The organism is Myxococcus sp. MH1 (assembly GCF_059738865.1).
Genome location: NZ_AP026947.1, coordinates 5,381,413 through 5,405,807, shown reverse-complemented (window position 1 = coordinate 5,405,807; position 24,395 = coordinate 5,381,413). Strand labels below are relative to the sequence as shown.

The following is a 24,395-nucleotide window of genomic DNA, read 5'->3' as shown; positions in this document are numbered from 1 at the left end:
GCGAGGAGAAAGCGTTTCCGTGAACCTCCAGGACCTGAACCGTGTGCGGCAGATTACGGTCATCGCGGCCCGGCATGGCTTCGGCGAGGTGCTGGAGCGCGCGGGGCTGTGGCGCATCCTCGGGCGGCAGGAGAAGGTCGAGGTCTCGCCGGAGGCCCAGCGAGCCTCCACGGCCCGGCGCTTCCGGATGCTGCTCAACGACCTGGGCCCCACCTTCGTGAAGCTGGGCCAGGTGCTCTCCACGCGAGCGGACCTGCTGCCCGCGGAGTTCGTGGACGAGCTGGCGCTGCTGCAGGACAACGTGGAGCCGATTCCACTCGAGCAGGTGCACGCGCAGATTCGCGAGTCGCTGGGCAAGGATGCGCGCGAGCTGTTCAAGCACATCGACGAGGCGCCGCTGGCGGCGGCGTCGATCGCCCAGGTGCACCGGGCGGTGACGCTGGAGGGCGACGAGGTGGTGGTGAAGGTGCAGCGGCCGGGCATCGCCGCGAGCATCGACTCGGACCTGGTGGTGCTGCGCAACCTGGCGCGCCTCTTGGAGGCCGTGGTGGAGGAGACGGGCATCTACACGCCCACGGGCATCGTCGACGAGTTCGACCGGGCCATCCACGAGGAGCTCGACTTCATCAACGAGGCCGCCAACGTCCGCGCGTTCCTGGAGAACCACCGGGAGCGCGCGTACATGAAGATTCCGCGCGTCTACGCGGCGCTGTCGAGCCGGACGGTGCTGACGCTGGAGTTCATCCGGGGGGTGAAGATCAGCCAGGCGGAGCTGTCGGACGAGGACCGGAAGACCATCGCCAACCACATCCTGGAGGCGAGCTTCCGGCAGCTCTTCGACGACGGGCTCTTCCACGGCGACCCGCATCCGGGGAACGTGTTGCTGCTGGAGGGCAACAGGCTGGCGCTGCTGGACTTCGGCGTGGTGGGACGGCTGACGCGGCCGATGCAGGAGACGCTGGTGATGCTGTGCCTGGCGGTGGCGCTGAAGGACAGCGACTCGGTGGCGCGCATCCTCTACCGGGTGGGCGTGCCGGACGCGCGGGCGAACCTGGTGGGCTTCCGCAACGACATCGAGAGCATCCTGGGGCAGCACCTGCCCACGACGCTGGGTCAGGTGGACACGCGCTCGCTGCTGAGGGACTTGCTGGATCTGGCGGTGAAGTACCGCATCCGGATCCCGAAGGAGTACGCGCTGCTCAGCCGCGCGTCGGTGTCCACGGAGGGCATGCTGCGCAGCCTGTACCCGGAGATGAACATCGTCGAGGTGGTGCTGCCGTACGCGAAGGAGCTGCTCGCGGGGCGGTATGACCCGATGCAGCTGCAGGGCGGGCTGATGCGCACGCTGCTGCGCATCCAGTCGATGGCGGCGGACCTGCCCACGCAGCTGTCGCAGATCTTGTTGGACATGGAGTCGGGCAAGTTCACGGTGACGGTGCGGGCGGACCAGTTCGAGAAGCTGAACGAGAACCTGCGCAGCGCGTCGGTCATCATGTTCATGGGGTTGTGCGCCTGCGGCCTCATCGTCGGGGCGTTCATCTCCTTCGCGCCCAAGCCGTGGATGTACGGGAACATCCCGGTGCTCGGGGCCCTAGGCATCGCCCTGGCCGCGGCGCTCTTTGGCGCGGCCATCACCTGGTATCTGTTCGGTGGTCGTGGGCTCGGCAAGGTCCGGCTGAGCAAGTACTTGAAGGGGCCGAAGCGGAAGTAGCACTGGCGCGGGCTCATCCATCTTGCGGCCCCGAAGTTGATCGCGGAACTGCCGCCATGGCCAGCGCTTGGAGCACCCCGCCCCGGTGCATTCCAGTCGTGGTGCGCCTCCCACTCCTCGGGCGACGTGGAGGAACGCACCACACGAGCATCGTGCCCGCAGCTCCAGCGCGAGCACCAGGACTTCGAACCTCACGCTCTCCGTCTTCAAGCACTTCTGGGCCGCGCACTTGAGGAAGGGCCCCCGCTCTCCGATCCAGAGCCGTCGCTCTCCCCGACACGACTGGCACAGGAAGTCTTGAGGCGTCAGCAGGCGCCGTAAAGCGGCGGGGAGCGGATCCTTCTCGGCGAGGGGCTTGTCCTGTTCTCGCGGCACCGCCCTCAAGCTCCCCACCCTGGGCCGCCGGGGAGTGACGACTTGCGCCGCGGGGAGTGGTACCTCGAGCGGCAGGAGCGTCGGAATCTGGTCGGGCACCTCTTCTCCTGGAGTGGTCTCGCTCCTCTTCTTGATCGGCGCACCACCGCGAGGCGGGCGTCCGACACGGGAGGCGCGCGCCTCTTTCGGAGCCCGGAAGCGCTCGGGTGAGGCCTCCCACTCCCGTGCAATGGCCTCGGCGCGGCGCACGAGCTCCGCGCGCAGGGCGTCCTCGACCGGAGCGGCCTCCTCCGGTGGAGCTCCCTCTGGAGGAATCTCCAGTTCCTTCAGCCTCGCGAAGACCGGTCGCATCGCGGCCTCGGGGTCCCGGAAGAACGCGCTGCCTCGAATCCTCACGAACCGCCACCCGAGCCGCTCGAGCAGCGCCTGACGTGCCATGTCATCCGGGAGCTTCTCGAGGGGATGGTAGCGATCTCCATCACACTCCACCGCCAGCCGGCGCCCTCCCCCCTCGACCACCAGGTCGATGCGGTAGTGTCCCACGCGCCACTGCGGCGTCACCCGATAGCCCGCGCGGACCAGGAGCGCGAGCACCTCCTTCTCGAAGGGAGACTCCGTCTTGGGCTCGGCACGCAGGAGCGCCCGCTCGACGCCCTGCGGCTGCGCGCAATGCTCCAACAGCCTGCGCCTCAAATCCCCGGGCTGCAGGTCGATGGAGGGATTGAGCGAGTGCACGACCCAGAGCTGGTCCCGGGCCCGGCTCACCGCGACGTTGAAGCGCTGCTTGAAGTCCTGCGTCTCCCGTCGACTCAGGGGGCCGTCCCCATCGGGGCTGTCCACCATGGACAGGAACATCACGTCCCGCTCGTCGCCCTGGAACTGGGCGGCGCTTCCGCACAATACGCGCCGTCGCTCGTACTCGGCCGGAGACAGGTGCGCCTGAAGCAACGAATCCACCTTCAACGCCTGTTCCTCTCCGACGAGCGAGATGACGCCGAAGGTGCGCCCCGCATAGGCGGGGTGCTCCACGGCGGCGGCGATGAGGGAGGCCACCGCGATGGCCTCCCGCTCGTTGACCTTCGCCTGGGCATGCCCCTCGACCCGATGGATGTTCAGGGGAGCAAGTCCCTTGGCGCTCGCCGCCTCCCGAAGCGGCTTGATGCGCCCCTCGTAGGACAGCTGATTGCTGAACTCGATGATGTCCGGGACGCAGCGGAAGTGCTCCAGCAGGCACACCATGCCGCTGAAGGATTGCCGGGCGAGGTCGTAGACCGACATCTTTCCGTCATAGAGCACGGCGTTGGGGATTCCGGCGAGGTGCTCGGCGATGAGCTGCTCGACCATGCCCACGTTCTGCCCCACCGCAGAGGGGCTCACCTGCTCGTGGTCTCCCACGACCACCGCGCGGTCCGCCAGGTACAGGGAGATGAGCCCCATCGCATCGCACTGGCTCGCCTCGTCGATGATGACGACATCGAACCGGGTCGCCGCCGTGAAGTTCTCCACCACCTGCGTGAGCGGCATGATCCACACCGGCACGGCTCGCTGACACTCGCTCATCAACTGCGCCGCCTGCGCACGCAAGCGAGGCGCCCGGACTCCCGTCCCCTTCCCGATGCGCCGCTGGATGTCCAACCAGCCCACCAGCGCCTGCTGTTGCCCCAACGTCGTCCGATGGGCCTGGGAGGCCCAGGCACGACGCTCGATGAGCTTCGCGGTGCACTTGCGCAGCTCCTCCGACAGCACCTCGATGCGCGACTGGAGGCTGGCCAGTTGCACGCCGCCGCGGCGCTCGAGCTCGTCGTGAAGCTGCCGCCAGCACCACGCGGCCTGGGGGGCTCCCGGGGGCCGCTCCCGCGCGTGGACGCCCCGACGCTCGCGAATGGCGGAGGCCCAACCCGGGGCGGCCGCCTTCAGCCTCGTGAGCAGCTCCTGTCGTCGCGTGAGTGCCCGCCGCTTCTCCAGGATCTCCGTGAGCCCCACGAACGCGCGGGCGTAGAGTTCGCCATCCCGCGCTTCCAGCGCCTTCGCGAGGCTCCGGACGATGACGGAACCCGCGGAGATTCCTCCCCACGCCTCGAGCCGGGCCCGAGCCTGTCGCAGCTTCTCGCGGACCCGTTCCAGTTCGATTTCACGTGCCCGCGCACGCAGGGCAGGCGCGATGCCTCGTACCAATGCGTCGCGCCGCCGCTGGAACATCCCATGGGGCGCTGGATTGATGGGCTCCGCGTCCAACCGCTCCTTCCAGCGCATCCCGCTCGTGCTCAGCGCCTTGTCCAACGGACGCCAGACGGACTCCGCCCAGTCCAGGCACCGGCCGAGTTCATCGCGAAACTCGAGCAGCCGCTCCTCCAGCGCTTCTCCCAGCTCGGACGAAAGCGGCGCGCCCAACGCGGCCATCTGACCATCCCAGCGCCGCGCCAGCACCTGCCGCTGCTTGCGGAGCGAGAGGCACGCGGAGAGCGCCGCGAAGTGGGCCAGCTCCCGAGGCGCTCCCGCCTCGACCCGGCAGCCCCGAATCACTCGCTTCCACGAGGAGCGCGTGAGCAGCGTGAACGCCCCCAGCGTCCCTCCCGCCTCGAGGTGCCGCTGGAGCTCCGCGAGCACGGAGAGCTGCTCGTCCATGGACAGATCCTGTGCTGGAACAGGGGCATGCTGGAACAAGGACTCCCGGGTCGCCAGCTCCATGGCACGCACGTCGGAGATGGCGTCGATGAGGGACCGCCAGGGAGCCGCCTCCCGGTCCCCCGCCAGACCCGCTGACACCGCCGCGAGCTTCCAGGGCAGACCGTCCTCGAATGGGTCGAAGGCGCGAAGGCAGCGTCTGGCCAGCTCCGTCAGGTCCACGGTGTCCTCCGCCCGGGCAGGCCCCTGCCAGAGATTGGGAAGAGCGCCCTCCGCCTCCACCCGGAGCGACTTCCGCTTCTCCAGCAGTCCCCCAAGCTCCCCAGGGGACATGACCTCGTCGAGCCTCGGGAGTGGACACGCCAGCTCTGTCTCGTGTTGAGGCGTCAGAACGGCGTTGCCGCGATACAGCTCCCGGACCTCGTCCTCCGATAGGGGAAGCGCGGCACCGAGCATCACCGGCCCCGGCAGCCAGAGGTGCTGCGTCGGCTCGGCCGCGACCCGTCGGGCCGCCTCCGAGGGAGACCAGCTCTGCCCCGCCACCACCACGTCTCGATACTCGTCGGAGAGTGCCTGGAGCAGCTCCTGTCGGGCCTGCTGAAGCTCATCCTTCAGCCGCTCGCGATGCTCCGCGATGGAGGACGCCTCCCTGTCCAGCCGCGTGCCATTGCTCACGGACAATCGCTCCGCCATCGCGGAGACAGCGCCTTCGAGCTGGGCTCGGCTGTCGAGGTCGTTGTCGAGGACGCTCACACACAGCGGCTGGAGCTCCGGCACCACCTGGCCTCGAAGCACCCGCAGCGCCTTGGTGGTATGGCTGGTCACCAGGACGCTCTTGCCCTCGGCGAGCAGATGACCAATCAGGTTCGCGATGGTGTGGGTCTTCCCTGTCCCCGGAGGCCCCTGGACGAGGACACAGCCGTTCCGAGCAAGCCGGCTGGCAATCTCCTCCTGCTCCGCGTTGGCTTGTTTGCTCAGCAGGACATCCACGACCTCGCCAGCGTGGCCTCGGGTTCCCTTGGAGCCCGCCTCCTCGCGCGGGCTCGGCACGTCACAGCCCACCACCCGGGCCAGCGCGGACGGCAGGTCCGGGCGCTTCTCGAGGGATTCCAGGATACCCTCGAGGGCTCTGGCGAAACCGAGGCTGCGGCTGCGGAGCAACAGCACGGGCTCTCGCCCCATGCGCGGCGGGTCGGCGTCTTCGCTCGGCCGGCCATGCTCGAGTAGCTCCCCGCGCGCGGACAGTTGGATGAGCAGACGTCGCAAGAAGCTCGAGGTCTGCTCACCGCCCAGGGGCTTCACCCCGCCGGCCTGGAGCTCCTCGCGACACCTCGCCAGAATCCTCCCGTCGAGTTCCTCCAGGTGGCTGAACAGCTCCGAGTAGAGGTCGACGCCACGCCCGCTGTCGGAGACCGTGAACTCGGGGACCCGGGAGTTGAACCGCAACTGGACGCGCTGGAGCAGCACGGGATGGAACAATCCGCCCGTCGTCTGGCGCCAGCTCAGGATGCCATCGGCGACCAGCAACTCGAGCCGCTCTCCCTCTCGTTCGAGTCGGCCATGAAGCTCATAGAGCTGCTCGAAGATCCTCAGCGCCGCGCGCGCCTGCCGCTCCTCACTCGCCCAGGCCGCGTGACGGGGCATCCAGCTCGCAAGGGCCTCGACGCGCTCGGGACGCTCGTCGAACGACACCCTGCGCGTGGCGCCCTGGTCATCCACTTCGTCGCGAGACGCCGCCGTCCCGGGCTCCACGAGTGGGTCATCCCAGGGCGTGGTCAGCCACTCCGCGAGAGGAGGAGGCGGAGCTGGGGGAGGCACCAGCCGCGGGCGGCGCACCCGGAGCATGAGGTCCGCGTCGGAGCCCTCCGTCCCTTCAGCCCCCTCACTCGCGGCGCTCGCATCGCGCACGAACAGGATGGAGGGATGCGCGGGCAGCGTCGCGAGGCTCAGGCTCCACGGTTGATCCCGAAGCTGGCGCGGAGCGGGGTTGCGATGACGGTTCAGCGCCTGGAGATACCGAAAGACTCTCGTGGTCCGCTCATGCGCGACACGAAGAGATTCTGGATCCAGCATGTGCCCCCCTCGGTGAACCCATGGCCAACGCCGCATGGGCAGGCATGGACACCTCATTCATCCTGTCCCGTCGCGACCGACATGACAACGCCGGGCCCCCCGCGACACGATACCGAGTCTCTCGCGCCACCATGGGTGGACATCGACTGCCATTCACGGTCAGGCGCCAATACACAGGCGCCAGTCGGAGCGCTTCCCGCGCTTCCTTGATTTGCTGAAAGTAGTCGGTGGCGGGAGGGGCCGGAATACCACTCCAGAGGTATGGATGACCCGCGGCCGTTCGGCAGGGACCGGCAGCAAACGCCGTCGTCGGCCCCTCGCTTGACGCGCCGCGAGATCCTCAGCCACCTGCACGAGGTCGACCGCCTGCATCGCTCGCTGAGGCGAGTCGTGCGAGAGGTCCTGCGGACGCGGCTCAAAGCGCGAGGGCGAGCACCAGGTCGCGCTGCGGGTCTGTCCCGAGCACGAAGCGCATCTCCCCCACTTCGATGAAACCCCAGCGCGCGTAGAAGGCCCGCGCGCGCGTATTGCGTTCCCACACACCGAGCCACAACACGTCGTGCCCCCGCCTCCTCGCATCATCCAGGCAGCGGCGCATGAGCGCGGCGCCCACCTTCGCACCGAGGAAGGCGCGGTCGACATAGAGGCGCGACAGGTTCACCGGGCGCTCGGCCCGCACACTCGGCTCACGGGCGCCGTCGCAAAGGAGCGCGAAGCCCGCGGGGACTCCGTCGACCTCCGCGAGCAGGTACAGGTTGCGAGGCTCCCGCAGCTCCTCCTCCTGGATCGCACGGCTGTAGTGCGAGGCCAGGAACGCCTCCACGTTCTCCGGCGTGTTCTCGGCGGCGAAGGTGTCCCTGAAGGTCCTCTCCCCGAGCTCCGTCAGCGTCGCGGCATCCGCCAGCGTCGCGGGACGGATGCTCACTCGCGGCGAGCGTGGTGCATCGGACGTCGTCATGGTCGCCCTCTATACAGCTCACGGGCCGAGCAGGTCCTTGTAGATCTTCCCGTCCTTCATGATGACCAGGAAGTTCTTCTCGGGGTTGGCGATCAACTCGAAGTTGGCCACCGGGTCGCCGTCCACCAGCAACAGGTCCGCGAGCGCCCCCTCCTCCACGACGCCGAGTCGACCCTTGTAGGGGCTGCGCTTGCCCGACAGCGCCAGCAGCTCCGCGTTGGTGCCCGTGGCCATCCGCAGGGCCTCCGCCGGCGTGTACCACCGCGTCATCTTCACCAACTGCGCGCCCTGCCTCGCCGCCACCTTCGGGTCGAACAACGAGTCCGTCCCCCACGCCGTCTTCAGCTTGTACTTCTTCGCCAACGCATAGGCCTTGTCCGTGCCTTGCGTCATCTCCAGCTGCTTCTCCCGATTGTCCGAGCCCTCCGGAAAGGGCGTCGCGTCCTCGTCGTCGAGGAACGGCTGCAGGCTCAGCCAGACCCCCTTCTCCGCCATGAGCTTCGCGGTGGCGTCATCCATCAACTGCCCGTGGTCGATGACCTTCACCCCCGCCCGGATGGCCGTCTGGATGGCGCGCGGCGTGTACGCATGCACGGCCACGTACGTCCCCCAGTTCTCCGCGGCCTCCACGGCGGACCGGAGCTCGGCTTCCGTGTATTGCGACACATCCAGCGGATCGTGGTCCGAGGACACACCGCCTCCCGCCGCCAGCTTGATCTGCGAGGCCCCCAGCATCAGCTGCTCACGGACCCGGAGCAGGACCTCGTCCTGCCCGTCCGCGATGGCCGCCCCACCCACGCGCTCCGCGAACGTCAGCGAGGACATCGCCGTCCGCGGGAGCGCCTCCGCCCGACGATAGTCCCCATGGCCGCTGGTCTGCGAGATCATCGCGCCCGAGGGCCAGATGCGCGGGCCCTCGATGAGCCCCTCATCGATGCCCCGCTTGATGCTGAAGACCGGCCCGGCCATGTCGCGCACGCTGGTGACGCCTCGCAGCAGCGTCGCCTTCGCCTCACGCGCGGCCACCAACGTGAGGTACCCCTCCGGCCCCGCCAGCGCCACGGTCAGCGGCACCGAGGCCATCATCATGTGGTAGTGCGCGTCGATGAGTCCCGGCATGAGCGTGCGCCCCTTGCCCTCGATGACTCGCACCTCGCCCGTGCGCGCGATGGGGCTGCTCGAGATGCGCGCGATCTTGTTGCCCTGAACCAGGACGTTGACGGGCCCGGACAGCCCCTTCGACTTGCCGTCGAACACGCGCACGCCCTGGAAGAGGACCGCGCGGGGAGGAGGCTCGCTCACGGGAGGCTGCGCCGACGCGAGGCTGGACAGGAGCAACAGCACCGCGCTCGACCCGGCGCGGATGCAGCGGACGACATGACCCAACCTCGAACGCATGGCGAGTCCTCGATGTGACGGGTGGAGGTGCACCGTGGAACGCCGAGCACGCGGAGGACTTCTCCTCGCCCGTCGACGCCTCACGGGAATCGCGCGGCACACTGACTTCGGGGGCCACCCCCGACAAGCGAGTGCTCCGCGCGGCGACGCCTCCTGAACGCGCGCCTGTGCGCCGATGAACGGCTCGGCGCGCCTCTGCGGGCTCGTGAGCATCGAGGGCGCCACCTGCGTCACGTCCATGACGCACGGCCCTGCGAGACGCTCGACACGTTCACCCTCCATCAAAACGACCGCGCGCCCCGAGGTGTGATTCCCCGGGACGCGCGGTTGCCACCGTGGACGGTGGAGACCTCAGCGCGGCGTGAGCTTGAGCACCTTGCCGTTGGTCGCATCGGTGAGCAGGTAGAGCGCGCCCTCGGGGCCCTGCACCACCTCGCGGATGCGCTCGTTGCGGTTCTTGAGCAGGTGCTCCTCGCCGATGACGCGGTCATTGCGAACCATCAGCCGCACCAGCGCCTGGGCCGCCAGCCCTCCCACGAAGATGTTGTCGCGCCACTCCGGGAACAGCGTCCCCGAGTAGATGGTCATCCCCGAGGGGGCAATCACCGGGTCCCAGTAGTACACCGGCTGCTCCATGCCTTCACCCACGGGGCTGTCGTGGATGGGCGCGCCCGAGTACTCCTCGCCGTACCCGATGGTGGGCCAGCCGTAGTCCTTGCCCGCCTCGGGCCGGTTCAGCTCGTCGCCCCCCTGCGGTCCCATCTCCACGATCCACAGGCGGTTCTGCCCATCGAGCGCCGCCGACAGGATGTTGCGGTGACCCACCGACCAGATCTCCGGCTTCGCCTCCGGCGTGTTCACGTAGGGGTTGTCCTGCGGCACGGAGCCATCCGGGTTGATGCGGACCACCTTGCCGAAGTGGCTCTTCACGTCCCGCGCCTGCTTGCGGCCGTCGAGGATGGAGCGCTCGCCGAGCGTGACGAACAGCTTTCCGTCGGGCGTGAACACCAGCCGTCCGCCCGAGTGCAGCGTCGACTCGAGCGTGGGCATCATGCGGAAGATGACCTGGACGTTCTCCACCGCCGGCTGCGCGCCGTCCACCAGCTTCGCGCGCGCCACCGCCAGCCCGTTGCCGCCCTGCCGCGGCTCGGAATAGGTCCAGTAGATGAGCCGGCTCTCCGCGTAGTCGGGACCGACCTCCACGTCGAGCAGGCCTCCCTGGTTCCGGCCATCCACCGCGGGCAGGCCCGTGACGGCGGCCGACTTCTCGCCCTGCTGGGTGACGATGAAGAGCCGCCCCGTGGGCTTCTCCGTCACCAGCATGCGCTGGTCGGGCAGGAAGGCGAGGCCCCAGGGATTCCGGATGCCGGAGGCCACCTCGGTGACCTGGAACTGCGTCTGCGACTGGACCGCCGGAGCGCGCGTCTGGCCGGGGAAGGCCGGAGGGAACTCGGGCACGTTGGGCGGCCCCTGCGGAACGGGAGGACCGCTGGGCAGGGGCCCCGCGTCCGGCTCCTGCGTGCCCCCGTCTTCCGGCGGATTGCCCGCGTCAGGCTCCTGCGTGCCCGCGTCTTCCGGCGGATTGCCCGCGTCAGGCTCCTGCGTGCCCGCGTCTTCCGGCGGATTCCCCGCGTCCGGCTGTGGGGTGCCCGAGTCCTGCTGTGGCGTGCCCGAGTCAGGTGTCGGCGTGGGATCTGGATCGTCACTGCAACCAACGAGGAGGGCGGCGACGATGAGGGGCATCGACAGGAAACGCATGCGTCTCTCTCCTGAGGGGGGATGGTGCGGAGGGGGAAGTTGCCGCCGTGCGCATGGAGGCGCAACCCTCGTTGCCGCCAGGACGCGATTCAATTCGCGGCCCATGCCCGCCCGGTCATCCCACGGTGGAAAGTCACCGTGTCACGGCTCCACTTCGACGGCACGAGCCTCGCCAGGGGTGAGCCCGAAGGCCGCGTCCACTGGTGGACCGGGCGTCTGAAACCCACGTCCGACTCCCGGGATGTTGCTTGCCGAGACCGGCGATTTCGTCCTGTATACCTCGCGGGTCGACCCACCCGGGAACCCCTCCCCACTTTCCTCCTGAAGCGAGCCGAACATGAGCAACCTCTTCGACATCCCCTTGAAGTCCATCGATGGCGCTCCCAGCACGCTGGGCCAGTTCAAGGGCAAGGTCCTGTTGGTGGTGAACGTGGCCTCCAAGTGCGGCCTGACGCCGCAGTACGCGGGCCTGGAGAAGCTCTACGAGGAGAAGCGCGCGAAGGGGCTCGAGGTGCTGGGCTTCCCCGCGAACAACTTCATGGGCCAGGAGCCGGGCTCCGAGGAGGAGATCAAGCAGTTCTGCGACCTCAACTACGCGGTGAAGTTCCCGCTGTTCTCCAAGATCTCCGTCGTCGGCGAGGACAAGCACCCGCTCTACCAGGAGCTGACCCGCGCGTTCCCGGACGCCACCGGTGAGGGCCCGATGCGCGCGCGCCTCAAGGGCTACGGCATCGAGGCGAACCCCATCCCGGAGGTCCAGTGGAACTTCGAGAAGTTCGTCATCGGCCGTGATGGTCGTGTCGCCGCGCGCTTCGCTCCGGACGTCACCGCGGAGGACCCGCGCCTGGTGCAGGCCATCGACGCGGAGCTGGCCAAGGGCGCCTGACGCGGAGGACCGACGACGGGGAGGTTTGCAAGGGCAAGCCCCCGCGTCCTCGCGTTCTGCATCATCCGGCAAGCATCGGCGGAGCGCCGGGGAACATGGGGCCCCCGTGGCGTATCCAGGATGACCGCCCGCACCTGCGCGGGCGGCGCCATCTCCGAGGCCCCCATGTCGACTCCCTCGCGCGGAGCACGGCGCTCTCTGTGCGTCCTGCTCCCCTTCCTCCTGTCTGCCTGCGGTGAGTCGCACCCACCCGGGGACTCGGGCACTCCCGATGCGGGGCCGCCATGGGACGGCACCTACACGGAGCTGGAGGACCTGGGGTACTGGGTGGACACCGGCCGATATGACGCGTGCCAGTTCATCGACGCCGACAACCTGGACCCGCAGCTCTGCCAGCGCCCCACGAGCTTCGACCTGTCGAGCTGCTCCTCCGCCCAGCTCTCCACCGTGGAGAACCAGGGCATCTACCAGGTCGTCCTCCGCGCGGAGCGGCGCGTGCGCCCGGACAGACCCACCAGCACGTTCGCCTCCGGTGGGTCGATCAGCTTCCGCCTCAGCGCCGACGGCTCCAAGGATGCGCTGAGCTCCGGGCCCCTGCTCACGCGGGACACCGGGAACGGGTCCTTCTTCTTCTCAGGCCGTCGCACGCTCGCGCTCACCACCGGCAACCTCGTCACCACCGCCGCGTTCGCCGGCTGCCACGTCCCCTCACCCGGCGTCATCACCGGCTGCTACGTGTCCTGCGTCGAAAACCCCGTGACCGGTTACTCGAAGACGCTCGGCACCTTCGAGGCCACCCGGATGACGTGGGCCCCCGGTGAGGGCGAGTCCTCCGGCGGCCTCGTTCGCGTGGGCGAAGCCGCCACCACGATGATCCGCCCCGCGGACCTCTACATCGCCAAGGAGCACGCCTATGTCGTCTCGCTGGACCGCCCGCCCCTCTTGGGCGGCCTCTCCGTCTTCGACGTGAGGGACCGCACGGCGCCCAAGCTCGTCAAGACGCTCAGCTTCCCGGGTGACACCTCGTGGAACGGCGTCTGGGCGAAGGACGACACGCTCTATGTCGCCAGCAACTCCTCGGGGCTCGTCATCCTCGACATCAGCGACCCGGCCAACCCCTCGTTCGTGCGCCGCGCCGAGGGCCCCACCACCGTCCACACCGTGCTCGTCGACGGCGACCGGCTCTACGCCAACGCCCCCGGCACCGGCACCTACGTCTACGACGTCACGAACGCCTTGGACCCCACGCTGCTGCAGATCGTCCGGCCGACCGTGGAGGGCGGCTACGGCGACGGTCCCCACGATGTCTTCGTGTACGAGGACCGGCTCTATGTCAGCAACGGAAGCGATGGCTTCCAGATCATGGACGTCGCCGACTTGAACGATGTCCGCCAGTTGGGCAGCTACTTCCTGCCTCGGCTCGCCACCTATGCGCACCACAGCGCGGTGGGCACCTTCGCGGGGAAGACCATCGCCTTCGAGGGCGGAGAGTTCCCGGGCTCCCACGTGCGCGTGCTCGACGTGACGAACCCGGCAGCCCACATCCCACTCATCGGCACGTTCCGCATGCGCGCCGCCACGTCCATGCACAACCTGCTGCTCCGCGGGAACCTGCTCTACGTCGCCTGGTACCACGAGGGCCTGCGCGTGCTCGACGTCTCCAACCCCACGCAGCCCAGGCAGGTCGCGCACTACAACACCTTCCGGGAGGACGACCCGGGGCGCGAGCACTCCGTCTTCGAGGGCAACTACGGCGTGCGCATCCCCGGGGACGGCTACGTGTACCTGGTCGACGCGTCCCGCGGACTCATCATCCTCAACGAGCTGTAGGCGTCGCGCGCGACAGGTCCTCCAGGACCCGAGTCATGGTTGCCGCTGTCCGCTGTCCGAAAACAGCGGCAACCCACGATGGAACCAGGAGCCCGCACTCGCCTATTCGGGAAGGCCGCCCGCACTGTCGCGGGGGGCTCCCGAGGCGCTCCATGAAGCCATCGCCGCATCCGTTGGGCCCCTGGCGCTGCATCCCCCTCCTGCTCCTGCTGCTGTCCGCCTGTGACGACTCCCCTTCGGGAGATGACGCGGGCTCGCTCCCGGACTCGGGCTCCGACGCGGGCACCGCGGACAGCGGCCCGCCTCCCGAGGACGCGGGGACGCCCGACGCGGGGGTGCCCGATGCAGGCCGTCCTCCCTGGGACGGGACGTACACCGCGCTCGAGGACCGGGGTGATTGGATCGACACCGGTCGCCATGACACGTGCCAGTTCGTCACGCCCGAGGACCTGGACCCGCAGCGGTGTGAGCGCATCGCGGCCTTCGACCTGTCGAGCTGCTCCACCGAGCAGCTCTCCGGCGTGGAGAACCAGGGCATCTTCCAGCTCAACCTCCGCGAGGAAGCGTCCTACTCTTCCACCCGGCCTCCATCGGACTCCGTCTACAACTCCTTCGCCGGCCTGCGGCTCAGCGCGGATGGCACCCAGGACGCGTACGGCCCCGCGCCGATCATCGCCCGCGTCACGGAAGGCGGCACGTTCTTCCTCGCGGCGAGGAGGACCGCCCGAAGCCCCTGGGGAGACAGCGTCACCACCACCGCGTTCGCCGGCTGCCACGTTCTCTCCCCTGGCGTCATCACCGGCTGCTACGTGTCCTGCAACAGCCATCCGATGTACGGCTTCAACAAGTCGGTCGGCACCTTCAGGACCGAGCGGATGGCCTGGGCTCCCGGCGAGAACGAGGCCTCCGGCGGGCTGGCGCTCGTGGCAGAGGCCTCCACGACCGTCGGCATGCCCGTGGACGTCTACGTCGCCAAGGAGCACGCCTACGTCGTGTCGGTGAGCACTGGGCCCATGCTCGGTGGCCTCTCCGTGTTCGACGTGAAGGACCGGACGAGCCCCACGCTCGTCAAGACGGTCACCATCGCCGGAGATGGCGCGTGGAACGGCGTCTGGGCGAAGGGTGACGCGCTCTACGTCGCCAGCGACAGCTCGGGGCTCATCGTCTTCGACATCACGGACCCGGCCAATCCCGTCTTCGTCCGCCATGGCGAGGGCCCTGACGCCGTGCACACCGTGCTCGTCGAGGGGGAGCGGCTCTTCGCCAACTCACCCGGCACGGGCACCTTCGTCTACGACATCACCTCGCCCCTCGCTCCGACGCTGCTCCAGCTCATCACGTGGGCACCCGAGGGCTACACCGGCGGTCCACATGACGTCTTCGTGCACGGCGACCGGCTCTACATCAGCAACGACACGACCGGCTTCCACGTCATGGACATCTCCGACCTGGACGACGTCCGGCACCTCGGTGACTACCTGCAGCCGGGATTCTTCGGCGTCTTCTCCCACCACAACGCGGTGGGCACCTTCGCGGGGCGCACCCTCGCCTTCGTGGGCGGCGAGTTCTCGGCCAGCCACGTGCGAGTGCTCGACGTGACGGACCCGACGAACATCCCGCTCATCGGCACGTTCCGCATGCGCCCCCTCACGTCCATGCACAACCTGCTGCTCCGCGGGAACCGGCTCTATGTCGCGTGGTACCAGGAGGGCCTGCGCGTGCTGGACGTCTCCCACCCCACGCAGCCCCGGCAGATCGCCCACTTCAACACCTACCGGGAGACCGACCCGCGGCGAGGCAACGGCATCTTCGAGGGCGCCTTCGGTGTGCGCATCCCTGGGGACGGTTTCGTGTACCTCGTCGACTCGTCACGTGGCCTCATCATCGTCAACGAGCTGTAGCGCTGGCCCCGGGCCGTGTCGTTGCAAGGACACGGCCCGGCGGGTCCCGCGGGCGGCGTTCACGGCACGTGGCCGCGATTCCGTCGTCATCCGGCAAGCATCGGGAGCGCGCCTTGGCACAAGGAGCGCGCCTCGCCATTCCTGGAGGCACCATTCGCTCCTTCCGGGTGGTCTTCCCGAGGCCTTTCATGACGACATCCCCGTGGCGCTTCCTCTGTGTCCTCCTCCCACTCCTCATCGCCTGCGGAGACTCTGACTCCGGCAAGGACGCGGGCACGCTTCCCGACTCGGGGACACAGGACGGCGGCCCGCCTCCCGAGGACGCGGGCACACCTGATGCCGGTCCGCCTCCCGAGGACGCGGGCACGCCCGACAGCGGACCGCCGCCGTGGGACGGCACGTACACCGTGCTGCAGGACCGGGGCGATTGGATCGACAAGGGCCGCTACGACACGTGCCAGTTCCTCGACGCCGAGAACCTGGACCCGCAGCTCTGCCAGAGCCTGTCGACCTTCGACGTGTCGAGCTGCTCCACCGAACAGCTCTCCGGAATCGAAGGCAAGGGCATCTATCAGCTCACCACCCGCTCGGAGCTGCGCGTCCGCCCGGGCCGCCCCAACTCCACCGCCGTCGGCAACGGGAGCAGCGCCTTCCAGCTCAGCCTGGATGGGTCCGCGGACTCGATGAGCAATGCGCCCCTGCTGGCCCGCGTGACGGAGGGCGGCACGTTCTTCGTCGCGGGCCGCCGCACCCTCCGGACCCCGTCGGGCGACAATGTCACCACCACCGCGTTCGCCGGCTGCCATGTCCCCGCGCCGGGCATCATCACCGGCTGCTACGTGTCGTGCACCGACAGCCCCATCAGCGGTTACAGCAAGACGCTCGGCACCTTCGAGGCCCACCGGATGACCTGGGCCCCCGGCGAGGGCGAGTCCTCCGGCGGGCTCGCGCGCTTGGGTGAGGCCTCCACGCCCCTCGGGCTGCCCGTGGACGTCTACGTCACCAAGGAGCACGCCTACGTCGTCTCGCTGGAGCGGGCCCCTCGGCTGGGTGGGCTCTCCGTGTTCGACGTGAGGGACCGGACGAACCCCACGCTCGTCAAGACCCTCAACATTCCCGGGGATGGCGCGTGGAACGGCGTCTGGGCGAAGGGCGACGCGCTCTACATCGCCAGCGACTCGTCGGGGCTCGTCGTCTTCGACATCACGGACCCGGCCAATCCCGTCTTCGTCCGCCGCGCCGAGGGCCCGGCCCACGTCCACACCGTGCTCGTCGACGGCGACCGCCTCTACGCCAACAGCGCGGGCGTGGCCACCTACGTCTACGACGTCACCACGCCGCTCGCGCCCACCCTGCTCCAGCTCGTCACGCCGACACCGGGAGGCTTCAGCGGTGGCCCGCATGATGTCTTCGTGTACGAGAACCGGCTCTACGTGAGCAACGCGGACTCGGGCTACTCCATCATGGACATCACGGACCTGGACAACGTCGCGCACCTCGGCAACTACACGCCGCCCGGGGGCTTCGTGTATGCGCACCACAGCGCGGTGGGGACGTTCGCGGGCAGGACCATCGCCTTCGAGGGCGGCGAGGGCCCTGGCACCCACGTGCGCGTGCTCGACGTGACGGACCCGACGAACATCCCGCTCATCGGCACGTTCCGGATGCGGCCGCCCACATCCATCCACAACATGCTCCTGCGTGGCAACCGGCTCTATGTCGCCTGGTACCAGGAGGGCCTGCGCGTGCTGGATGTCTCCCATCCCACCCAACCCCGTCAGATCGCCCACTTCAATACGTTCCGCGAGGACGACCCGGGTCGAAGGGCCGGCAGCCTCGAGGGCGCCTTCGGCGTGCGCATCCCCGGCGACGGCTACGTGTACGTCGTGGACGGGACGCGCGGGCTCATCATCGTCAACGAACTGTAGCCCCGGATGGAAGGGGCCCGGCCCCGGGGAGGCTCTCCGGGGTCGGGCCCACGGCGGGGCTACACCGGCCGGCGGAAGCTGTCGGCCAGGTCCGCGGGGAGCTGCGAGGCCACCGCGGCCACCTCGTCCTCGGGGATGCGGTCCCTCACGGCGGTGAACACCACCGTCATCACGCGGAACGCCTGGTCCACCTTGATGCCCAGGTGGTCCGCCACGTCGGAGATGAACTCCTCGCGCTTCATGCGCTTCGCGTGCGAGGGGCCGCGCAGGATGGTGCACTCGCCGATGAGCTCGCCGATGTCGTCGCCGAGCGCGCGCATCAGCTTCACGTCCTCACCGTCCGACAGCCTGCGCGCCAGCGTGCACAGCACGGCGTGAGCGGCGGTCCGGCCGTCCAGCTTGTTGACGCGGACCTCCTGGCTGTTGCCGATTTCGTCCAGGAACGCCTGGAGGTCCAGCGACTCGTCGCGCTCCTTCACCGGGATGATGTTGGGAGGAAGCTCCGTCTCCTGCGCCATGGGGTCGTCTCCTTGCTCGCCGTGGACACACGCGCGCTTCACGGGCGTGCCAGTCACGGTGTCCACGGCGCCGGCGGCCTTCAGCGAGGGGCCACGGGCCTCCTCCTCGACCCGCCGGGCATCGCGACGGCGCGACGTCCGGCCTCTCGTCTGCCCGGGAAGGCTCAGTGTGCCGACGGCGACTCGGGCCGAAGGGGCATGCCCCCACAACTGGGGGAACCCTGGAGCCGTTCGCACACACAGAAGCTGTCGTACGACCACTCATGGCAGCAGGGCGTGATCCCAGGCTCGGAGCAGCCCATCTGTCGGACGTCCTCACAGCTGGGCAGCCCGGGGCTGCACTCCAGGACATTGGCCATCGCTCGCTCGTCGGCCACGTCGGTGGCTCCGCCTCCACAACCCAGGCTCAGACTGGCAGCGAGCGCCATCAACCACGGCATCAAGCACTTCATGGTGGATCTCCATTCGTGTGGGTGTCCGAGCAAAGGATGACCGGGCTCCACACATCCTCCAGGAGTCGATGACCCAGCACAAATCAGACACCCTGGGTCAGGTGCACCCCTTGCGTCTTCGACGGAGGAGATGCTCGCCCCCTCCGCCTGAAAAGCGGAGGGCCGGCACCGGTGAGCTCCGGATCCGGCCCGCGTCGTCATCTCAGCCGAGCTCAGCCGTGCGCCGCGGGGCGAGGCTCATCGCCGCTCGGGCGACCGTGGGCGGCGGGGCTGCCCTCCTCGTCATCCGGACGCTTGCCGCGCCAGTGGGCCAGCCGCGTCTTCATTCGGTCGGCGACCACGTAGAAGGCGGGCACCACCACCAGGCTCAGCACCGTGGAGACCGACAGCCCCCCCAGCACCGCGATGGACATGGGCGCGCGCGTCTCGCTGCCCGCGCCCAACGCCAGCGCCGCCGGCACCGCCGCCATCATCGTCGCCGTGGACGTCATCAGGATGGGACGCAGGCGCACCGGCCCCGCGCGCTGCATCGCCTCCACCGCGCCCAGCCCCAGCTCCCGCTGCTGGAGCGCGTAGTCCACCAGGATGATGGAGTTCTTCTTCACGATGCCCATCAACAGCAACAGACCAATCATGCTGAAGATGTTCAGCGTGCTGCCCGTACCCAAGAGCGCGAAGGCCGCGCCCGCCACCGACAGCGGGAGGATGGTCAGCACGGTGACCGGATGCAGGAACGAGTTGAACTGCGCCCCCAGCACCATGTACGCGACGCCAATCCCCAGGAAGAGCGCGAAGAACAGGCTGCCCATCGAGTCGCGGAACGCCACGCTCGCGCCGCCCGGCACCACGCGCACGCCGCCCGGCAGGTCCTTCGCCAGCTTCTCCACCGTGGCCAGCGCCTCCTCCTGGTTGGAGCCCGGCGCCACGTTGGCGAAGATGCTGATGGCGCGCTCGCGGTCCCGGCGGGTGATGGCCTGCAGCGCCGGGCGCTCCTCCTGCGACACCAGCGCCGACAGCGGCACCAGCGCGCCGCTGGCCGTGCGCACCTTGAGCAGCGCCAGGTCCTCTGGACGCGAGCGCTGCCCCGCGAGCAGGCGCAGGCGCACGTCGATGCGGCGCCCGCCCGTGCTGTACTTGCCCACGCGCACGCCGCCCACCAGCGCGTTGATGGTCGTCGCCACCGTCTGCATCGGCACGCCCAGGTCCGCCGCGCGCGCCCGGTCCGGGGTGATGCGCAGCTCCGGCATGCCGAGCTGGTAGTCGGTGTCCACGTCCACCACCTTGCCGCTGGCCTGGACCTTGTCGCGCATCTCCTGGCTGGCCTTGACCAGCTCGTCCCAGTCCGAGCCGCGCACGCTGAACTCCACCGGGAAGCCACGCTGCGCGGAGAAGCCCTGCTGCGACAGGTCCTGCACCACCGCGCGCAGGCCCGGGTAGCCGTTGAGCTCCTTGCGCAGCACCTGCTGGAACTCCGACTGCGTCATGCGCTGGTCGGGCGGCTTGAGCGTGAGCATCATGAAGCCCGAGTTCACCCCGCCACCACCACCGCCCACCAACGCGAAGACGCTCGTCACCTCCGGGCGCGAGGCGGCGAACGCCTCCGCCTTCTGGAAGAGCTGGTTGGTCTCCTCGATGCTGCTGCCCACCGCCGTCTGCATGCGGACCATCAGCCGGCTCTGGTCCTGCGACGGCACGAACTCACCGGGCAGCGCGCGGAAGGCGAACACGCTCGCCGCCAGGATGACCAGCGCCCCGGCCAGCACCCGCCACGGCCGCACCAGCGCCCACCCGAGCGCCCGGCCATAGGCGTGCTCCAGCTTCGTGAAGGCCTTGTCCACCCACACGCCGACCTTGCTGCGCCCCTCACGGGACGTCTTCAGGAGCTGCGCACAGCGCGCCGGCGCCAGGGTGATGGCCTCCACGTACGACAGCATCACCGCCACGCACAGCGTGACGCCGAACTGGAGGAAGAACTTGCCGATGACGCCCTTCATGAAGACGACGGGCAGGAAGATGGCGATGACGGCCGCGGTGGCCGCGAGCGCCGCGAAGGTGATCTCCGCGGTGCCCTCTCGCGCCGCGCGCACCCGGTCCTTCCCCTCCTCCGAGTGCCGGAAGATGTTCTCCAGCACCATGATGGCGTCGTCCACCACGATGCCCACCGCCAGCGCCAGGCCCAAGAGCGTGAAGGTGTTGAGCGTGAAGCCCAGGAAGTAGATGACCGCCACCGTCCCCAACAGCGACATGGGGATGGCCAGCACCACGTTCATCGTGCTCGACAGCGAGCCCAGGAAGAGCCAGCAGACGAAGGCCGTGAGGATGCAGGCCAGCATCAGCTCGAACTCGATCTCGTGGACGCTCTCCTCGATGTACTGCGTGGTGTCGAAGCGGATGGCCACGTCCATCCCCTCCGGGGCGTCCTTCTGGATGCGCGCCAGCTCCTCGCGCACGCCCTGCGCCACGGACACCGCGTTGGCGCCGCGCTGCTTGCGGATGCCCAGGCCCTGCGCGGGCGTGCCGTTGACGCGCGCCATGCGCCGCACGTCCTCGAACCCGTCCTCCACCAGCGCCACGTCGCGCAGGTACACCGGCTGGCCGCCCTGCTCGCGCACGACGATGTCGCGCAGCGTCTCCAGGTCCAGCGCCTCGCCGAGCACGCGCACGTTGACCTCGCGCCCCTCGGCCTCGATGCGCCCCGCGGGCAGCTCCACGTGCTCACGCTGGAGCGCGGAGGTGAGGTCCATCACCGTCAGCCCGAGCGCGTCCAGCTTCGCGGAGTCCACCCAGATGCGGACGTTGCGGTCCAGCGAGCCACCGACGGACACCTCGCCCACGCCCGGCACCGTCTGCAGCTTCTCCTTCACGCGGTAGCGGGCGAAGTCGCTCACCACCTGCTGGGAGAAGGGCCCGGACACCCCCACCTGGATGATGGGCTGGTCCTCCGGGTTCGTCTTGGTGACGATGGGCGGGTCGATGTCCTCGGGCAGCTGGCGCTGCGCCTGGCTGATCTTCGTCTGGACCTCCTGCAGCGCCATGTCCACGTTGCGCGACAGGTCCAGCTCCACCGTGATGTTGGCGCCGCCCTGGCGCGCGCTGGAGGTGATGCTGGTGACGCCCTCCACCTGCGTCACCGCCTCCTCGATGGGCTCGATGACGTCCGTCTCGACGGCCTCGGGGTTGGCGCCCTCCCACGTGACGCTGATGTTGATGGTGGGGAAGTCGACGTCCGGGAACTGGCTGATGCCGATGCGCTGCGCCGCCACCAGTCCGAAGACGATGGTGGCCGCCATGATCATCCACGCCAGGACGGGCTTCTTGATGCACGCTTCCGTCAGGTTCATCGCCGCGCTCCCTGGCCGCCGTCCTCCGCGCGCGGCTCCGCCGTCAGGGTGGGCTTCTTCTGCTGCACCACCCTCACCGTCACGCCATCACGCAGGGCCTCGCCGCCGCGGATGACCAGCGTCTCGCCCGCCTTGAGCCCCTCGCGGACCTCCACCCGTCCATCCGCCGTGCGCATGCCCAGCTCCAGCACCCGCTCGCGCGCCTTCTCGCCGTCCACCACGAAGGCCAGGAAGCCCCGCTCGCTGGCGCGCACCGCCGTCTGCGGCACCACCGGGCTGCCGCCGCGCGTCTCCACCGGCACCGCCACCGACGCGAACGCACCGGGCCTGAGCTTCGCCGCGTCCTCGGCGGACACCTCGGCCGTCACCGGCACCAGGCGGTTGGCCTCGTCCGCGGCCTGCGCCACGTGGGTGATCTTCGCGGTGAACGAGCCGCTCTCCGAGCGCACCGTGAAGCGCGCCGGGAGCCCCGGCTTGATGCGCGCCACGTCCGCCTCCGGCACCGTGAAGCGCAACAGCAGCGGGTCGCGGCGCAGGAGCGTCGCCAGCACCAGGCCGGGCTGGACGTACTGCCCCGTCTGCACCGTGCGCGTCTGGAGCACGCCGTCCATGGGCGCTCGGACATAGGCGTCGCGCTGGTTGAGCTGCGCCTGGTCCAGCAGGGCCCGCGCGGAGGCCACGTCCGCCTCCGCGGTGCGCGCGCGCGCCGTGAAGGTCTCCAGCTGCTCGGCGGGCAACAGGCCGGGGCTGGCCTCGTTGACGGCGGTGCGACGCTCGGCGCCGGCCTGGGCCTCCACCAACGAGGCGCGGGCCTTGGCGAGCGAGGCCTCGGCCGCGCGCACGGCGATGGCGTAGCGGGCGGGCTCGATCTCCGCGAGCACATCCCCCTTCTTCACCGCCTGCCCCTCCATGAAGAGCACGCGCTCCACGGCGCCCGCCACGCGGGCGGTGATCTGCACCCGCTCGAAGGCCTCCACGGAGCCCACCGCGTTCACCACGTACTCGACGTCGCGGGCCTCCACGGGGGCGACCTCGACGGGGAACTGGATGGGGCCCCGGCCGCCACCAGCGCCGGGGCGACCGCCCGCCTTTCCGCCCGCCGCGGGCGCCTCGCCCTTCGACGCCTCCGCGTCCTTCTTGCATGCCCCCATGGCGAGCATCGCCACGGCCAAGGTCAGCGTTCCTGCGCGTCGCATCACCTTCACGGTTCCTTCCCCAAAGGATCGAGTCCGACTGCCGCCCTCAAGCCCAGCAGGGCGACGCCCAGCGAGTACCGGCTCCGGGCCAGGGCCACCTCCGCCTCGAACAGCCGCAGCGAGGCGTCCGCCAGCGTCAACGCCGTGGACAACCCCTGGCGGTAGAGGATGCCCTGCTCCTCCGCGTTCTGCTTCGCCGCGCGCGTCGCCAGCTCGCTCTGCGTGAGCGCCGCCCGCGCGTTCTCCAGCGCCACCCGCGCCCGCTGCATGTCCACGTCCACGCGGCGCGTGCCCTGCTCCAGCTCCAGCCTGGCGGCGCGCGCCAGGGCCACCCGCTCGTGGCGCTCCGCGTACCGCTCGCCGCCGTCGAACAGGTTCCACGTGAGGTCCGCGGCCAGGAAGCCATCTCCCGTGCGGCCCGCGAGGCCCTGCTCGTTGGTGAGCCGGTACGTGGCGGACACGCCGAGCGCGGGCAACAGCCGCGCGAGCGGCTCCCACGCGTTGGCCTCCAGCGACTCCACGCGCAGCTGGCCGGCGAGGATGTCCGGGCGCCGCTCCACCGCGCCGGGGATGATGCCGTCGTGCGTGTCCAGCGGGCGGGCCGCGTCGTCGAGCAGCTGCTGGGGCGCCGCGAGCGCGCCCTCCACCGGGTCCACCAGCAGGAAGCCCAGCTCCAGGCGGCTCGTCTGCGCCAGGTTCCGGGCGCTGATGAGCTCCACCTCCGCGGTGGCCACCTCCACCTCGGCGCGGGTGACGTCGTTGGTGCTGGCGAGCCCTCCCTTGGCGCGGGCCTGCGCGTCCGCGAGCGACTGGCGGGCGAAGGCGATGCGCTGCTCGGCGGCCTGGAAGACCTGCTGCTCCTGCAGCGTGATGAGGAACGCGTTGGCGGCCTCGAACGAGACCTGCCGCCGGGCCTCCACCGACTCCATGCCCGCGGCCTCGCTCTCGCGCTTCGCGGCGCGGTACAGCGGGAAGCCGCGCGCGTCGAAGAGCGTCATCCGCGCGACGATGTTCGCGCCGAAGGCGTTGTAGCGCTGGATGACGACCTGCTGTCCGCCGACCTCGCGCGTCGTCTGGTTGGGGCGGCGCGTGTACGTGCCCGTGGCCGTCAGCTCCGGGAAGAAGAACGCGCGGGCCCGCGACACCCGGGCCTGGGCGGCATTGGCGCGCTGCTGGGCGGCGAGCGCGGACTCGTTGCGCTCGGCCGCCATCGCCACCGCCTGCTCGAACGTCAGCGCCGCGCCCGCGGGGGTGGCGTCCGCGGGTGCGGAATCCGCAGCGGCCGGTGCGGTTTTCGCAGCCCCGGGTGCGGAATCCGCAGCCTCGCGCGAGGGAGTGGGAGCCACGGGAGCGTCGCTCTGGAGCGCCTGGGACTGGGAGGGGGCGAGCACCATCCAGGCACACAGGGGCGCGACGAGGGCGGTTCGGACAGTGGACATGAGCGG

13 protein-coding genes are annotated in these 24,395 nt (G+C 69.6%); 5 read left to right on the top strand and 8 right to left on the bottom strand.

Annotation, left to right across the window (positions count from 1 at the left end; all coding sequences use genetic code 11):
* The first annotated feature begins 19 nt into the window (after positions 1-19).
* Complete coding sequence (locus tag AC6JA9_RS21305; protein ID WP_141324077.1) at positions 20-1,711, top strand: ABC1 kinase family protein; 1,692 nt, start codon at positions 20-22, stop codon at positions 1,709-1,711.
* Here AC6JA9_RS21305 and AC6JA9_RS21300 read toward each other — a convergent pair.
* The 4 genes from AC6JA9_RS21300 to AC6JA9_RS21285 all read right to left on the bottom strand — a co-directional run bounded on the left by AC6JA9_RS21300 (position 1,592) and on the right by AC6JA9_RS21285 (position 10,898).
* Positions 1,592-6,784 (bottom strand): PDDEXK-like endonuclease domain-containing protein, encoded by a 5,193-nt coding sequence (locus tag AC6JA9_RS21300; RefSeq protein WP_497957751.1) that lies wholly within the window; start codon positions 6,782-6,784, stop codon positions 1,592-1,594. The two genes, AC6JA9_RS21305 and AC6JA9_RS21300, sit on opposite strands and share 120 nt — an antisense overlap.
* Before the next feature lie 415 nt (positions 6,785-7,199).
* The gene (locus tag AC6JA9_RS21295) at positions 7,200-7,742 is read right to left on the bottom strand and encodes a GNAT family N-acetyltransferase (RefSeq protein WP_223783257.1); all 543 of its coding nucleotides are present in this window, start codon (positions 7,740-7,742) and stop codon (positions 7,200-7,202) included.
* An 18-nt stretch (positions 7,743-7,760) separates the two neighbouring features.
* The gene (locus tag AC6JA9_RS21290) at positions 7,761-9,140 is read right to left on the bottom strand and encodes a metal-dependent hydrolase family protein (RefSeq protein WP_223748666.1); all 1,380 of its coding nucleotides are present in this window, start codon (positions 9,138-9,140) and stop codon (positions 7,761-7,763) included.
* 351 nt (positions 9,141-9,491) lie between these two features.
* Complete coding sequence (locus AC6JA9_RS21285) at positions 9,492-10,898, bottom strand: PQQ-dependent sugar dehydrogenase (RefSeq protein WP_408890446.1); 1,407 nt, start codon at positions 10,896-10,898, stop codon at positions 9,492-9,494.
* Between the two features lie 337 nt (positions 10,899-11,235).
* Between AC6JA9_RS21285 and AC6JA9_RS21280 the strand changes: the two genes are divergently transcribed.
* From AC6JA9_RS21280 to AC6JA9_RS21265, 4 genes are all read left to right on the top strand, one after another.
* Positions 11,236-11,784: a glutathione peroxidase gene (locus AC6JA9_RS21280; RefSeq protein WP_223748668.1), complete on the top strand. Its 549-nt coding sequence runs from the start codon at positions 11,236-11,238 to the stop codon at positions 11,782-11,784.
* A gap of 120 nt (positions 11,785-11,904) precedes the next feature.
* On the top strand, positions 11,905-13,614 hold the full coding sequence (locus AC6JA9_RS21275; RefSeq protein ID WP_497957750.1) for an LVIVD repeat-containing protein: 1,710 nt from the start codon (positions 11,905-11,907) through the stop codon (positions 13,612-13,614).
* A gap of 152 nt (positions 13,615-13,766) precedes the next feature.
* Entirely contained in the window at positions 13,767-15,515 is a 1,749-nt protein-coding gene (locus AC6JA9_RS21270; protein ID WP_223748670.1) for an LVIVD repeat-containing protein, read from the top strand.
* A gap of 188 nt (positions 15,516-15,703) precedes the next feature.
* Complete coding sequence (locus AC6JA9_RS21265) at positions 15,704-17,443, top strand: LVIVD repeat-containing protein (protein ID WP_497960610.1); 1,740 nt, start codon at positions 15,704-15,706, stop codon at positions 17,441-17,443.
* 59 nt (positions 17,444-17,502) lie between these two features.
* Here AC6JA9_RS21265 and AC6JA9_RS21260 read toward each other — a convergent pair whose 3' ends face one another.
* The 4 genes from AC6JA9_RS21260 to AC6JA9_RS21245 form a co-directional block, all read right to left on the bottom strand.
* Positions 17,503-18,027, bottom strand: a complete 525-nt coding sequence (locus AC6JA9_RS21260) for a DUF2267 domain-containing protein (protein ID WP_223783251.1) — start codon at positions 18,025-18,027, stop codon at positions 17,503-17,505.
* A 598-nt stretch (positions 18,028-18,625) separates the two neighbouring features.
* A complete protein-coding gene (locus AC6JA9_RS21255) occupies positions 18,626-21,754 on the bottom strand; it encodes an efflux RND transporter permease subunit (protein WP_497960608.1) in 3,129 nt (1,042 codons plus the stop codon).
* The gene (locus AC6JA9_RS21250) at positions 21,751-22,950 is read right to left on the bottom strand and encodes an efflux RND transporter periplasmic adaptor subunit (protein ID WP_223748674.1); all 1,200 of its coding nucleotides are present in this window, start codon (positions 22,948-22,950) and stop codon (positions 21,751-21,753) included. Before AC6JA9_RS21250 ends, AC6JA9_RS21255 begins: the two co-directional genes overlap by 4 nt.
* A gap of 5 nt (positions 22,951-22,955) precedes the next feature.
* Entirely contained in the window at positions 22,956-24,389 is a 1,434-nt protein-coding gene (locus tag AC6JA9_RS21245; RefSeq protein ID WP_497960605.1) for a TolC family protein, read from the bottom strand.
* Between the last annotated feature and the right edge of the window lie 6 nt (positions 24,390-24,395).

Coding starts and splice junctions, on each gene's coding strand:
- AC6JA9_RS21300 (WP_497957751.1), bottom strand. CDS start 6,784: ATGCTGGATCCAGAATCTCTTCGTGTCGCGCATGAGCGGACCACGAGA.
- AC6JA9_RS21295 (WP_223783257.1), bottom strand. CDS start 7,742: ATGACGACGTCCGATGCACCACGCTCGCCGCGAGTGAGCATCCGTCCC.
- AC6JA9_RS21290 (WP_223748666.1), bottom strand. CDS start 9,140: ATGCGTTCGAGGTTGGGTCATGTCGTCCGCTGCATCCGCGCCGGGTCG.
- AC6JA9_RS21285 (WP_408890446.1), bottom strand. CDS start 10,898: ATGCGTTTCCTGTCGATGCCCCTCATCGTCGCCGCCCTCCTCGTTGGT.
- AC6JA9_RS21280 (WP_223748668.1), top strand. CDS start 11,236: ATGAGCAACCTCTTCGACATCCCCTTGAAGTCCATCGATGGCGCTCCC.
- AC6JA9_RS21275 (WP_497957750.1), top strand. CDS start 11,905: ATGACCGCCCGCACCTGCGCGGGCGGCGCCATCTCCGAGGCCCCCATG.
- AC6JA9_RS21270 (WP_223748670.1), top strand. CDS start 13,767: ATGAAGCCATCGCCGCATCCGTTGGGCCCCTGGCGCTGCATCCCCCTC.
- AC6JA9_RS21265 (WP_497960610.1), top strand. CDS start 15,704: ATGACGACATCCCCGTGGCGCTTCCTCTGTGTCCTCCTCCCACTCCTC.
- AC6JA9_RS21255 (WP_497960608.1), bottom strand. CDS start 21,754: ATGAACCTGACGGAAGCGTGCATCAAGAAGCCCGTCCTGGCGTGGATG.
- AC6JA9_RS21250 (WP_223748674.1), bottom strand. CDS start 22,950: ATGCGACGCGCAGGAACGCTGACCTTGGCCGTGGCGATGCTCGCCATG.
- AC6JA9_RS21245 (WP_497960605.1), bottom strand. CDS start 24,389: ATGTCCACTGTCCGAACCGCCCTCGTCGCGCCCCTGTGTGCCTGGATG.